We start from the raw sequence: 12,649 nt of genomic DNA, 5'->3' as shown, positions 1-12,649 counted from the left end.
GCAAGGGGAAAGGAACGGAAAGGGCGGTCTCCCTTGGGCCGCCCTTTTTGCAGATCGAGAAAGGTAAATATGGGCGGGCCGCGCTTGCGGCCTACCCTTCTGCTCCCTACCTGCAGGGCCATTGCCAATCAGCGGAGCACGCCTGCATGAGCCAAGACTATATACCACCGCGCGTCTGGACCTGGGACAAGGAGAATGGCGGCGCCTTCGCCAGCACCAACCGGCCGATCGCGGGTCCGACCCATGACAAGGAACTGCCGGTCGGCAAGCACCCGTTCCAGCTCTATTCGCTCGCCACGCCCAACGGCCAGAAGGTGACGATCATGCTGGAAGAGCTGCTGGCGGCGGGCAAGGATGCCGAATATGACGCCTGGCTGATCCGCATCAGTGAAGGCGACCAGTTCGGCAGCGGATTCGTGTCGGTCAATCCCAACAGCAAGATCCCGGCATTGATGGACCACAGCGTCTCGCCGCCGCGGCGGGTGTTCGAGTCCGGGTCGATCCTGGTCTATCTGGCCGAGAAATTCGGCGCTTTCCTGCCGACCGATCCGGCGAAGCGGACCGAGACGCTCAACTGGCTGTTCTGGCAGATGGGCAGCGCACCGCTGCTGGGCGGCGGATTTGGGCATTTCTTCGCCTATGCGCCGGAGAAGTTCGAATATCCGATCAACCGCTATGCGATGGAAGTGAAGCGGCAGCTGGACGTGCTCGACCGGCAACTGGCCGAGCATGAATATGTCGCGGGCGACGAATATAGCATTGCCGATATCGCGATCTGGCCCTGGTATGGCGGGGTCGTGCTGGGCCGCGCCTATGATGCGGCGGAATTTCTCGACGCGCAGAGCTACACCAATGTGCTGCGCTGGGCGCGGCAGATCGATGCGCGGCCCGCAGTTGCGCGCGGACGCATGGTCAACAAGGCGAACGGGCCGCTGGAGGGACAGCTTCGGGAGCGGCATGACGCCGGCGATTTCGAGACGCGGACGCAGGACAAGCTGGAGCCGGCGGACTGAGACTCCCGTCGGAGGGGCGGGTCCGGCACGGCCGGGGCGCCGCCCCGCCCTTCAGTCCCCTCCCCTGACGGGGAATTTCGAGTGCCTGTCTAGCCGGCGGCCTTGACGATTTCTGCCCAGGCGGCTTCATCGATGACGTCGATGCCCAGCGCCGCCGCCTGCTTGAGCTTCGATCCGGCGCCAGGGCCCGCGACCACAAGGTCGGTCTTGGCGCTGACCGAGCCGGCCGCCTTGGCGCCCAGCCTTTCGGCCTGCGCCTTGGCCTCGTCGCGGCTCATGGTTTCGAGCTTGCCGGTGAACACCACCGTCTTGCCCGTGACGGCGCTGGCCGTGGTTTCGACCACATAGTCGGGCGGGGAGACTTCGTTCAGCAGGTCGTTCCAGACGTCGACATTATGCGGTTCGTGGAAGAAATCGGCCAAGGCGTGGCCGACCGCCGATCCCACATTCTCGACGCCGATATGTTCCGCAATCGCCTTGTCCAGACGGTTGCGGAAGCGGGATTCCTCCTCCCCCTCCGCAAGGGCGGCGGCATCGCGCAGCGCGATGATCCCGACAGCGAGCGCGCGGATCCCCTCCAGCGTGGTATAGCGCTTGAGCAGGTCGCGGGCAGTGACCGCTCCGACATGCCGGATGCCGAGGCCAAAGAGCAGGCGCGCGGCGTCGGGCTGGCGCTTTGCCTCTATCGCGGCGAGGAGATTGTCGACGGACTTTTCCTTCCACCCCTCCCGGCCCAGCAGGTCGGCCCGGCGTGATTTCAGGCGGAAGATGTCGGCCGGTTCCGCGATCCAGCCGAGGTCGAGAAATTCCTCGATGCTCTTTTCGCCCAGCCCCTCGATATCCAGCGCGGCGCGACTGACGAAATGGCGCAGGCGTTCGAACCGTTGCGCCGGGCAGATGAGGCCGCCGGTGCAGCGTATGTCGACCTCCCCTTCCTCCCGCACGGCCTCCGACTGACAGACGGGGCAGTGGTCGGGAAAGGCGAAGGGCGCGCGCGGTTCGTCCCGCGTGAGGTTGTCCACCACCTGCGGGATGACGTCGCCGGCGCGCTGGACGATAACGCGATCGCCGGGGCGGACGCCCAGCCGCGCGATCTCGTCGGCATTGTGCAGGGTGACGTTGGAGACGACGACGCCGCCGACGGTGACGGGAGTGAGGCGACCCACGGGGGTCAGCTTGCCGGTGCGTCCGACCTGTATGTCGATGGCCTCCAGCGTCGTCTGGGCGCGTTCGGCGGGGAATTTATGAGCGATCGCCCAGCGCGGGGCCTTCGCGACGAAGCCCAGGCGCTGCTGCCAGTCGAGGCGGTCGACCTTGTAGACCACGCCATCAATGTCGAAGGGCAGGTCGGCGCGCGCGGCTTCGATGGCGCGATAATGGGCGATGAGCGCCTCCAGCGTGTCGACGCAGGCCAGGCGGTCGGACACGGGCAGGCCCCAGCTTGCGATCGCCTGCATGACGCCAAGCTGGGTCTCCGCGGGGACGGCGCTGACCTCGCCCCAGCCATGGGCGAGGAAGCGCAGCGGGCGGATGGCAGTGACCGCGGCGTCCTTCTGACGCAGCGAGCCGGCGGCGGCGTTGCGGGGGTTGGCGAACTGGCGGGCCTTTTCAGGGTCTTCGGCTTCGGCGAGAAGGCGGGCGTTGAGCGCGACGAAATCGGCCTTCGCCATATAGACCTCGCCCCGCACCTCGAACAGGTCGGGGATGCCGGGGCCGGCGAGCGTCTGGGGAATGTCGGCGATGGTGCGGACATTGGCGGTGACATCCTCCCCGGTCGTGCCGTCGCCTCGCGTGGCGGCGAGGACCAGTTCGCCCTTTTCATAGCGCAGCGAGCAGGACAGGCCGTCGATCTTCGGTTCGGCGGTGAGCGCCACGGCGGCGTCCTCCGGCAGCGCGAGGAAGCGGCGGACGCGGGCGACGAACTCGGCAATGTCCTCATCGGAAAAGCCGTTGTCGAGGCTCATCATGCGGACGGCGTGCTGGACCTTCCGGAGGGCGGAGGTCGAGGCGGCGCCGACCAGGGCATTGGGGGAATCGCTGCGGACGAGATGCGGGAAGGCGGCTTCCAGCGCGTTGTTCTCGCGGATCAGGGCGTCATAGGCGGCGTCCGTGATCTCCGGTGCGTCCTGGTCGTGATAGAGCCGGTTGTGGCGCGCAATCTCCCGCGCAAGGCGCATCAGGCGGTTGGCGGCTTCGGCTTCTGTCATTTGCGCGGGGTCGGTCATGGACACGTCTTTAGCGTCGGCCTTTGCGCGCGGGTAGCGGATATTCGGGGGTGGCAGGGGAGAGCGGGCATTGTGGTGGTGATGGGTGAGAGTGGACCCGCTGAAGGAGCACGACAGCGTTTGCGGAAAGGGGTGGTTAGCGGAAAGTCCGCTTCCGCGTCTGTAGCCGGTGTTTTAGCCATCCAAGCCCAATGCCCATTGGTATCGATACGGTGACTAGCATCACTATCGAAAGCGACCATGACCATCCGCGCTCTTTGGCAAAAACCAAGAATGCGTATGTGCAAAGCACTCCTATAATGGTGAAGCCATAGTCGTAGCGGTCGGGTCTGGAGCGTCGCATTTGGAGGGTATGCCCTGACATTCCAGCGTCCGCAATTGGAAGCCGCAATAGCGGCAGCGTTAGTCAATTTCTGGTCGAGAGTTGCCGTTGCGAGGGTGCTCGTCGTGCGGCGGGGTTCGCGAAAGCCGGTCAGTCGGGAGGCTACATTTGTGGACGGCCCCCTGGGGCAAGTCTTTTGGCCGGGCGTGGTTCTGATCGCGAATGGTGCGTTCATATGTCCGGTCTCAAGGGAGCGCCGAACCCCCATCCATTTGACTTGCCCCGCTCGATATCAGAGGCCTGATTGCTGGAGTTCGGCATGATATGCCGCATAGGCTCGTCCCGAGCGACTGGCGCCTTCCAGATATTCCGCGGGGACGAGATGGTATGGCGGACGAGGGTCGCCAATCCGCACCCAACCGGCCGCGTTCATCCGCCCCCTTTCGAGCCCCACGGCGAACTTCGAAAATTCCGTGAACTCACCACGCGGGAACAGGCCCTGTTCGCATTGCTGGAAACGGTCGGCGATCGCCTTGGCATTGCTCCAGTCGCCGCTGACTTTGGCCTTGGCCACCGCGTCGCGCAACGCCAGCGCCGGCCGTGGCCCGCACAGCGCGCTGCTTGACCAGAACGCAGTCATCCTGTCCGGAGCAATACGCGAGGCGGCATAATAGTCCGCCTCGTGCGTCAGGAAGCGGATATCGGGAGCAAGGTTGAGGTCGGCCGCCAACAAACCGATTCCGAGATATTTGCAAGCAACGACCTGCGGCAGCTTGCCGACCTGGGCCCAGAACGGACGGGGGAATTCGAACTTGAATGCCTCGCTGTTGGCATAGATCATGATCGCCGTGTCGGGGCAGGCTTCGCTGACATCATTATAGAATTGAACGGCTGTCGCGACATCGTTCTTGCACCACATCGGCACGCCCAGCATCGTCCCCGAAACGCCAAGCTCGTGCATCGCCCGGGTCTGGGCAATGACCTCACGGGTATTGGGGGCTGTCGTACCAGCGAAAAACGGGATGCGTCCGCCAATGGTCTCCATGACGCAGCCGACGAAGGCCAGCTTTTCATCCCAGGTCAGGCTATGGCACTCACCATAGGTGCCCAGGCTCAAAAGCCCATCGACTCCCGCCTCGATCAATGCCTCAACCATTCGCGCCGTTTCGTCGAGATCGACAGTATCGCGGCTACGCCAGTCCGAAGCGCCTTCCTTCGACGGCGTGGGCAACATCGGCCACAGGCCATTGATTCCAGCAGATTCGATCCTGAGTTTCGGGGCGGACATTATCTTCTCCTTGAAGGGGCATCCGAGGCACTAAAGCGACTTCCAAGCGATCGGAACCGATCGCTGATAAAAAATCGCGGCAATCAAGGAAGCCAGAGTGGCAATCTGATTCAATCAGATCGAAACCCGCTCTAACGCGGGTAATGCTGTCAGAACAATCGCCATTGTCTCCGTTTGACGCGAAGGGGACCAATGCGGGTGCTATTTCTGGATGGACGGGCGCGTTACAGCTTTTCGAGCAGCCGTTCCGCCTGTGCCCGCGCTTCTGCCGTGATCTCCGCGCCGGACAGCATGCGGGCGATTTCCTCGCGGCGTTCGCCGTCGCTCAGCGCATGGACGCCGGTTCGCGTTACGGTGCCGTCGCTGGATTTTGCGATCAGCATATGGTCCTGCCCCCGTGCCGCGACCTGCGGGCTGTGGGTGACGACGAGGATCTGGTTGGTCTGCGACAGACGGGCGAGGCGTTCACCGATGGCGGAGGCGACGGCGCCCCCTACCCCGCGGTCGATCTCGTCGAAGATCAGCGTGTCCGCGCCGCCCTGCTGTGCCAGGGCGACCTTGAGCGCGAGGATGAAGCGGGACAGTTCGCCGCCGCTCGCGATCTTGACCAGCGGGGCGAAGGGCGCGCCGGGATTGGTGGAGATTTCGAATTCCACCCGGTCCATGCCATGGGCGCCCCATTGCCCTTCCTCCTGCGGCGCGACGACGGTGCGGAAGCGGGCGGCGTCCAGTTTCAGCGGGGCGAGTTCGGCGGCGACGGCGGCGTCGAGCTTGCCGGCCGCCATCTGGCGTTCGGCGGAAAGGGCCTGGGCGGCGGCGCAATAGGCGGCGGCGCGTGCCTTCACCTCGGCCTCCAGGGCGGCGAGATGTTCCTCCCCGCCTTCGATCGCGGCCAGTTTCGCCGCCATGTCGTCGCGCAGTGCGGAGAGATCGTCGGGCTGGATATGATGCTTGCGGGCGAGGCCGCGCAGGTCGAACAGGCGGGTTTCGATGGCGTCGAGTCGGGCGGGGTCGAAGCTGAGCGCTTCGGCGGCTTCATTGAGGCGATCCTCCGCCTCGCTCGCCTCGATCACGGCGCGGTCGAGGGCGGCGAGAACCTCGGCCAGCGGTTCATATTCGCCGGCGATGCGGTCGAGGCGGCGGGCGGCCTGCCGCAACTGGGCAAGGCCGCCATCGGAGCCGGTGAAGCATTGAGTGACGGCGGAAAGATCGTCGGAAAGGCGCGCGCCCTTCTGCATGGTGGCGCGTTCCTCCGCCAGCGTCGCTTCCTCGCCGGGTTCGGGGGCGAAGCGGGTGAGTTCGTCCACCGCATGGCTCAGATAATCGCGGTCGCGGGCGGCGGTCTCCACGCTGGCGCGGCTTTCCGCAAGGCGGTCGGCGGCGGCGCGCCATGCATGATAGGCCTGCGCCGCCGCGCCCGTGTCGCAGCGGCCATAGGCGTCGAGCAACGAGCGGTGCCCGCGCGGGTTGAGCAGGCCGCGATCGTCATGCTGGCCGTGGATTTCGACCAGCGCGCTGCCAAGGTCGCGCAGCAGCGCCGCCGAGCAGGGCTGATCGTTGACGAAGGCGCGGCTGCCGCCATCGGCCTTTACCATGCGACGGATGATGAGCGGTTCGCCGGGTTCCACGTCTATGCCATTGTCGGCCAGCAGGTCCGTCGCGCGATGATCGGCGGGAGGCGCGTCGAAGGTGGCGGTGACGCTGGCCTGCGCCTCCCCGCTGCGGACAAGGCCGCTGTCGGCGCGGGCGCCCAGTGCGAGGCCCAGCGAATCGAGCAGGATCGACTTGCCCGCACCCGTCTCACCGGTCAGCACGCCTAGGCCCGACCCGAAATCCAGGTCCAGCGCCTCTATCAGCACGACGTTGCGGATGGACAGGGCAGTCAGCAAGGGCGAGCGACTCCCCCCTCCCGCAGGCGGGAGGGGCCGGGGTGGGTGCACCGCGCCAGCGGCGCTGAATTGGGCAGGAGGGAACGCTCGCTTCGCTCGCGATCCTCCCCTGAACAGAGGCGCGTGATGCCGTTCGACCCCGCCCGCCTGCGGGAGGGGGAACAGGACAGGTCAGGCCTTGTTCGGATGTTCGCGCATCAGCTTGAAGCTGCGCTCATACCATTTCGAACCCGGATAGTTCCGGCCCAGCACCGCAGCGGCCTTCTGCGCTTCGGCGGGGATGCCGAGCGAGAGATAGCTTTCCACCAGGCGCTCCAGCGCCTCCGGCGTGTGCGTGGTCGTCTGATATTTGTCGATGACCGTGCGGAAGCGCAGAGTCGCCGCCAGCCACTGACCACGACGCTGGTAGAAACGGCCGATCTCCATCTCCTTGCCGGCGAGGTGATCGTTGACGAGGTCGAGCTTCAGCCGGGCATCGGCGGCGTAGCGCGTGTCGGGATAGCGGCGGATCAGTTCGCCCAGCGCGTCCAGAGCCTGTTGCGTGATCTTCTGGTCGCGGGTGACGTCGGCAATCTGTTCATAATAGCAGAGCGCGATCAGATAATAGGCGTAGGGTGCGTCCTTGTTGCCGGTGTGGATCGACAGGAAGCGCTGCGCCGCGCCGATCGATTCCGGATAATCCTGATTCATGTAATAGCTGAACGCGGACATGAGCTGCGCGCGGCGGGCCCAGGGCGAATAGGGATGCTGGCGCTCCACTTCGTCGAAGAGCGCGGCGGCAAGCTTGTACTGGCCGCGATCCAGGCGGTATTTGCCCGCATTGTAGAGCGTCGACACGTCGCGGGCGACATATTGCGTGTCGGATTTGTTCTTCGACGTCGCGCAGCCCGAGAGCAGGGCGGCAAGCAGAAGCGGTGCGGTAGCCGCGCCGATGCGCGTCATGGTTTTCGTCAGCATGGCCGGGTCATAGCGGAGCGAATGCGCCTCGCCAAGCGGCAGAATGTGCATGTCGGTCGCTATGCGCGGGCAGGCAGGTCAAGCCGTGCTATCGCGCCGCCCTTTACCGAGGGCATCAGGGAGAAGCGGCCGTTCAGTTGCAAGGCCAGTGCATTGGAAATCCGCAGGCCCAGACTCTGGCTGAAGCCGGGATCGAAATCGGCGGGCAGGCCCCTTCCATCGTCGGTGACGTCAAGGATTATCGTGCCGTCGCTGACGTTCAGGCTGACGTGGATGCTGCCGCCCCGATGCGGCAGGCCATGTTCGATGGCGTTGTTGACCGCTTCGGTCACGATCAGCGCCATCGACACGGCGATGTCGGGTTGCAGGGTCAGCGCATCGGGCGCATCGACGGTGAGAGCGATGTCGTCGCGACCGCTGGCCGCCAGCACATCGGCGGTCAATGTCGTCAGGAAGGCGCGGACGTCCTGCCCCTCCCCCGATGGATTGTAGAGCTCCCGGCTGATCCGGCCGACCAGCGCGAGCCGGGCCGAAGCGTCGTCCAGCGCCCGGCGGGCCAGGTCATGGTCGACATGGCGTCGCTGGAGCGAAAGCATGGCCGCGACGACCTGAAGATTGTTGGACACGCGGTGCTGCAATTCGTGGAACAGCAATTCGCGATTTTCCGCCAGGGCGCGGCTGCGTTCCCGCTCCAACGCCAGTTTGAAGTTCGCCTTCTGCAAGAGATGGATCAGCGCGATGTCGATGATCACGACGATGCCGTAGAAGGCGAGCGCCAGCAGCACGCCTGGATGGAAGTCGAACGTCATGCGTGGCGGAATGAAGAAATACCAGGACAAGAGGCCGCACAACACGCCCGCATAGATGCCCGGCCGCACCCCGAACAGGAAGGAGGTCAGGATCACGACGGGAAAGAAGGAGACGAAGGGATAGCCCACCGGCATGGCGATTTCGGCGACGGCGCGAATGGCGAGGGCGATCAGGCAGAAAACGGTCGCCAGCAGATAGGCATGCCAGGGTCGACGCAGGGCCAGCGGCAGGCGCTCCACGAATCGTTCGTTCCTGCGCTGCATAAATCCCCCCACAGCTTGATCGTTACCCTATCACAACTTCCGCCCAGGCCAATTGGAGATCAGAAAAGCATTCAAATTCATCAAAAAGGGCGCCCGGATGACCGGGCGCCCTTCCTGTATTATCGGGCCTGATGGACCGGGATCAATCCTGGGTCAGGAAGTCCGGCAGACCGGCATTGGAGCCGTCGTCATCGCCATTGCCCCGGCCTTCGCCGCGCGGGCCGCGGTCACGGCGGGGGCCGCGATCACCCCGGTCGCCACCGCGTCCGCCGCGGTCGCCGCCACGGTCGCGGCGATTGCGGTCGCCACGGCCGCCTTCACGCTCACCGCCGCGATCGCCCCTGGGTTCGCGGGGAGGACGGGTATCTTCCAGTTCCTCGCCGGTTTCCTGATCGACGACGCGCATGGACAGGCGAACCTTGCCGCGCGGATCGATTTCGAGAACCTTGACCTTCACTTCCTGGCCTTCGGAGACGACGTCCGTCGGCTTTTCGACGCGCTCATTCTTCATTTCGGAGACGTGGACGAGGCCGTCCTTGCCGCCCATGAAGTTCACGAACGCACCGAAGTCGACGATGTTTACGACCTTGCCGGTGTAGACCTTGCCGACTTCCGCTTCCTCGACGATGCCGAGAATCCACTTCTTGGCGGCTTCGATCTGGTTGATGTCGGACGAGCTGATCTTGATGATGCCCTCATCGTCGATGTCGACCTTCGCGCCGGTTTCCGCGACGATCTCGCGGATGACCTTGCCGCCGGTGCCGATGACGTCGCGGATCTTCGCCTTGTCGATCTGGATCGTCTCGATGCGCGGGGCATGGGCCGACAGCTCGGTGCGAGTCGAGGACAGGGCCTTGCTCATCTCACCCAATATGTGGGCGCGGCCTTCCTTCGCCTGGCGCAGAGCGACCTCGAAGATTTCCTGCGTGATGCCGGCAACCTTGATGTCCATCTGCATGGTGGTGATGCCCGCTTCCGTGCCCGCCACCTTGAAGTCCATGTCGCCGAGATGATCCTCGTCGCCCAGAATGTCGCTGATGACAGCGAAATCCTTGCCTTCCAGGATCAGGCCCATGGCAATGCCGGAGACGGGGCGCTTCAGCGGCACGCCGGCGTCCATCATCGAGAGCGAACCGCCGCAGACCGTCGCCATCGATGACGAGCCGTTGGACTCGGTGATGTCGCTGAGGACGCGGATGGTGTAGGGGAATTCTTCCTTGCTGGGCAGCACGGGGTGCAGGGCACGCCATGCCAGCTTGCCATGGCCGACTTCGCGACGGCCCGGCGCGCCGAAGCGGCCGACTTCACCGACCGAATAGGGCGGGAAGTTGTAGTGCAGCATGAAGCTTTCATAATGAACGCCGGTCAGGCCGTCGACCATCTGCTCGGCGTCCTTGGTGCCGAGCGTGGTGGTGCAGATCGCCTGCGTTTCACCGCGGGTGAACAGGGCCGAACCGTGGGTGCGCGGCAGGAAGCCGACCATCGCCTCGATCGGGCGGATCTGCGTCGTGTTGCGGCCGTCGATGCGCTTGCCGTCCTTGAGGATGGCGGTGCGGACGATTTCCGCTTCCAGCTTCTTGGTCAGCTTGATGCCGGCCATGACCGTCTGGGCGTCGAGGCCTTCCTCGGCGAACCAGGCCTTTGCCTTGGCGCGGGCCTCGTTCAGCGCGTTGGAACGGGCGGACTTGTCGGTCAGCTTGTAGGCGGCCGTGATGTCCTTGCCGATCAGCTTCTTCAGCTTCTTCTTGAGGTCGTCGAGATTGTCGCCCTTGGCAACGTCCCACGGATCCTTGGCGGCCTGCTCGGCGAGGTCGATGATCGCATTGACGACCTTCTTCGACGCTTCATGCGCGAACAGCACGGCGCCGAGCATGACGTCTTCCGACAGTTCCTTGGCTTCGGATTCGACCATCATCACGGCATTGCCGGTGGCGGCGACGACGAGGTCGAGTTCGCCTTCCTTCGCCTGGTCCAGCGAGGGGTTCAGCTGATATTCGCCATCCTTGTAGCCGACGCGGGCGGCGCCGATCGGACCCAGGAAGGGAACGCCCGACAGGGTCAGCGCGGCCGAAGCGGCGATCATCGCCACGATGTCGGGCTCACTTTCGCCGTCAAAGCTCAGAACCTGGGCAATGACGTTGATTTCGTTGTAGAAACCTTCGGGGAAGAGCGGGCGGACCGGGCGGTCGATCAGGCGGGAAACCAGTGTTTCCTTTTCCGTCGCGCCGCGTTCACGCTTGAAGAAGCCACCCGGGATGCGGCCGGCGGCGGAATATTTTTCCTGATAATGGACGGTCAGCGGGAAGAAGTCCTGCCCTTCCTTCACCGACTTGGCGGCGGTCACGGCGCACAGCACCACGGTTTCGCCATAGGTCGCCAGCACGGCGGCGTCGGCCTGACGCGCAATACGGCCGGTTTCGAGCGTGAGGGTCTTTCCGCCCAGCTCGATTGATACCTTCTTTACATCGAACATGTTGTTTTCCTTCGCCCGCCTGGCCCTATTGCCGGGCGGGGCCTGTCATGCGGGCTAAACCGGCCCGCAGCGGTTTCGGAGCATCGTCTGGCCCCTTGGTCGGAACATCCTGCCGAATTGCAGGAGCCCCGGAATCGGAAACGGCCCCGACATGGGGGCCGCTCCTTCTTTAGCAGGCTTACTTGCGCAGGCCCAGCTTGGTGATGAGGTCGGTATAGCGACCCGCATCCTTTTTCTTGAGATAGTCCAGCAGCGAACGACGCTTGTTGACCAGCATCAGCAGGCCGCGACGGCTGTGGTTATCCTTGTGATGACCCTTGAAATGCTCGGTCAGGTTCGAAATGCGCTCCGAGAGGATCGCAACCTGGACTTCCGGCGAACCGGTGTCGCCTTCGGCGCGGGCATGTTCCTTGATCAGCGCTTCCTTGCGCTCGGCAGTAATCGACATCGGCTTCCTTTCGTAACATCTAGAGATTGAAGCCGCGCACCACCCTGATTTCCCTACGGGTTTCTGGGCCACTGGCCTCCACCAGCGCGACGGGCGTTTCGCCCTCCATCGCCAGTAACAAGCCGGTATGCGGTTTCCCCACGAGCACCTTCCCCTGTCGGAGAGCCAGCGCGTCGTCGGGAGAGACTGCTAGAGCCGGGATGTCGTCCAGCCCTGCGGTCAACGGCAGCATAAGCTGCGCGATGCCGCCGCCCGTAGCAGCTTCGTCCAATTTGTCCAGCGAAATCGCGGTTTCCAGGGTGAACGGCCCGGCCTTCACCCGGCGGAGCATGGTGACATGGCCGACCGTGCCGAGCGCCAGCGCGATGTCGCGCGCGAGGGAACGGATATAGGTGCCCTTCGACACATGGGCGCGCAGGGTGACCTCCCCTACCATTTCCTCCTTCGCGATCTCGCGGGAGGGACGAAGGTCAAGGCGGTGGATGGTCACGGCGCGCGTCTTCATTTCCACCTCCTGCCCCGCGCGGGCCAGGTCATAGGCGCGCCGGCCGTCGATCAGGATCGCGCTATAGGCGGGCGGCACCTGTTCGATGGGGCCGGTGAAATCGGGGAGGACGGCCTCCACCTCCGCCAGGGTGGGGCGATGCGCGCTGGACGCGACCTCCCTGCCCTCCCGGTCGAGCGTGTCGGTCTGCACGCCCAGGCCGATGGTGAAGTCATAGATCTTGTCGCTGTCGAGCATCCGCCCGGCGAGCTTCGTCGCCTCTCCCACCGCCACCGGGAGAACACCGGTCGCCAGCGGATCGAGCGTGCCGCCATGGCCGACCCTAAGCTTTCCCGCGCCGCTTTGCCGCAAGGCGCGCTTCACCGCGCTCACGGCCTGCGTCGAGCCGAGGCCCAGGGGTTTGTCGAGGATGATCCAGCCATGCATGGCGGGCCCTCTATAGCGGGCGCCGCCTGC

9 protein-coding genes are annotated in these 12,649 nt (G+C 64.7%); 1 reads left to right on the top strand and 8 read right to left on the bottom strand.

The features are described 5' to 3' along the window. Positions 1–146 precede the first annotated feature (146 nt). Complete coding sequence (yghU, locus tag MRBLMC3_RS01590; RefSeq protein ID WP_363735151.1) at positions 147–1,013, top strand: glutathione-dependent disulfide-bond oxidoreductase; 867 nt, start codon at positions 147–149, stop codon at positions 1,011–1,013. 89 nt (positions 1,014–1,102) lie between these two features. Here the strand turns inward: yghU and ligA are convergent, their stop codons facing one another. The 8 genes from ligA to truB all read right to left on the bottom strand — a co-directional run bounded on the left by ligA (position 1,103) and on the right by truB (position 12,619). After that, positions 1,103–3,238, bottom strand: coding sequence for an NAD-dependent DNA ligase LigA (ligA, locus tag MRBLMC3_RS01585; protein WP_363825351.1), 2,136 nt, complete (start codon positions 3,236–3,238; stop codon positions 1,103–1,105). A 614-nt stretch (positions 3,239–3,852) separates the two neighbouring features. After that, entirely contained in the window at positions 3,853–4,848 is a 996-nt protein-coding gene (locus MRBLMC3_RS01580; protein ID WP_363753961.1) for a dihydrodipicolinate synthase family protein, read from the bottom strand. Positions 4,849–5,072: 224 nt separating this feature from the next. Continuing rightward, a complete protein-coding gene (gene recN / locus MRBLMC3_RS01575) occupies positions 5,073–6,737 on the bottom strand; it encodes a DNA repair protein RecN (protein ID WP_363825348.1) in 1,665 nt (554 codons plus the stop codon). A 171-nt stretch (positions 6,738–6,908) separates the two neighbouring features. After that, complete coding sequence (locus tag MRBLMC3_RS01570) at positions 6,909–7,694, bottom strand: outer membrane protein assembly factor BamD (protein ID WP_133651988.1); 786 nt, start codon at positions 7,692–7,694, stop codon at positions 6,909–6,911. A 59-nt stretch (positions 7,695–7,753) separates the two neighbouring features. Next, positions 7,754–8,767 carry a sensor histidine kinase gene (locus MRBLMC3_RS01565; RefSeq protein ID WP_363753955.1) on the bottom strand — a complete coding sequence of 338 codons (1,014 nt, stop codon included), beginning with the start codon at positions 8,765–8,767 and terminating at the stop codon, positions 7,754–7,756. Positions 8,768–8,909: 142 nt separating this feature from the next. Further along, positions 8,910–11,240 (bottom strand): polyribonucleotide nucleotidyltransferase, encoded by a 2,331-nt coding sequence (gene pnp, locus MRBLMC3_RS01560; protein ID WP_363735158.1) that lies wholly within the window; start codon positions 11,238–11,240, stop codon positions 8,910–8,912. Positions 11,241–11,418: 178 nt separating this feature from the next. Further along, positions 11,419–11,688 carry a 30S ribosomal protein S15 gene (gene rpsO, locus MRBLMC3_RS01555; protein ID WP_046763409.1) on the bottom strand — a complete coding sequence of 90 codons (270 nt, stop codon included), beginning with the start codon at positions 11,686–11,688 and terminating at the stop codon, positions 11,419–11,421. Between the two features lie 19 nt (positions 11,689–11,707). Further along, positions 11,708–12,619, bottom strand: coding sequence for a tRNA pseudouridine(55) synthase TruB (truB, locus tag MRBLMC3_RS01550; protein ID WP_363825345.1), 912 nt, complete (start codon positions 12,617–12,619; stop codon positions 11,708–11,710). Positions 12,620–12,649: the final 30 nt, after the last annotated feature.

Origin of the sequence: Sphingobium sp. LMC3-1-1.1 (assembly GCF_040676285.1) — a bacterium.
GTDB lineage: Bacteria > Pseudomonadota > Alphaproteobacteria > Sphingomonadales > Sphingomonadaceae > Sphingobium.
Note: the sequence above shows the minus strand (reverse complement) of the source record. Positions and strands in the feature narration are given on the sequence as shown.

Excerpts from the sequence above, each read along its gene's own strand:
- yghU (WP_363735151.1), top strand. The coding sequence starts at position 147 with ATGAGCCAAGACTATATACCACCGCGCGTCTGGACCTGGGACAAGGAG.
- ligA (WP_363825351.1), bottom strand. The coding sequence starts at position 3,238 with ATGACCGACCCCGCGCAAATGACAGAAGCCGAAGCCGCCAACCGCCTG.
- MRBLMC3_RS01580 (WP_363753961.1), bottom strand. The coding sequence starts at position 4,848 with ATGTCCGCCCCGAAACTCAGGATCGAATCTGCTGGAATCAATGGCCTG.
- MRBLMC3_RS01570 (WP_133651988.1), bottom strand. The coding sequence starts at position 7,694 with ATGCTGACGAAAACCATGACGCGCATCGGCGCGGCTACCGCACCGCTT.
- MRBLMC3_RS01565 (WP_363753955.1), bottom strand. The coding sequence starts at position 8,767 with ATGCAGCGCAGGAACGAACGATTCGTGGAGCGCCTGCCGCTGGCCCTG.
- pnp (WP_363735158.1), bottom strand. The coding sequence starts at position 11,240 with ATGTTCGATGTAAAGAAGGTATCAATCGAGCTGGGCGGAAAGACCCTC.
- rpsO (WP_046763409.1), bottom strand. The coding sequence starts at position 11,688 with ATGTCGATTACTGCCGAGCGCAAGGAAGCGCTGATCAAGGAACATGCC.
- truB (WP_363825345.1), bottom strand. The coding sequence starts at position 12,619 with ATGCATGGCTGGATCATCCTCGACAAACCCCTGGGCCTCGGCTCGACG.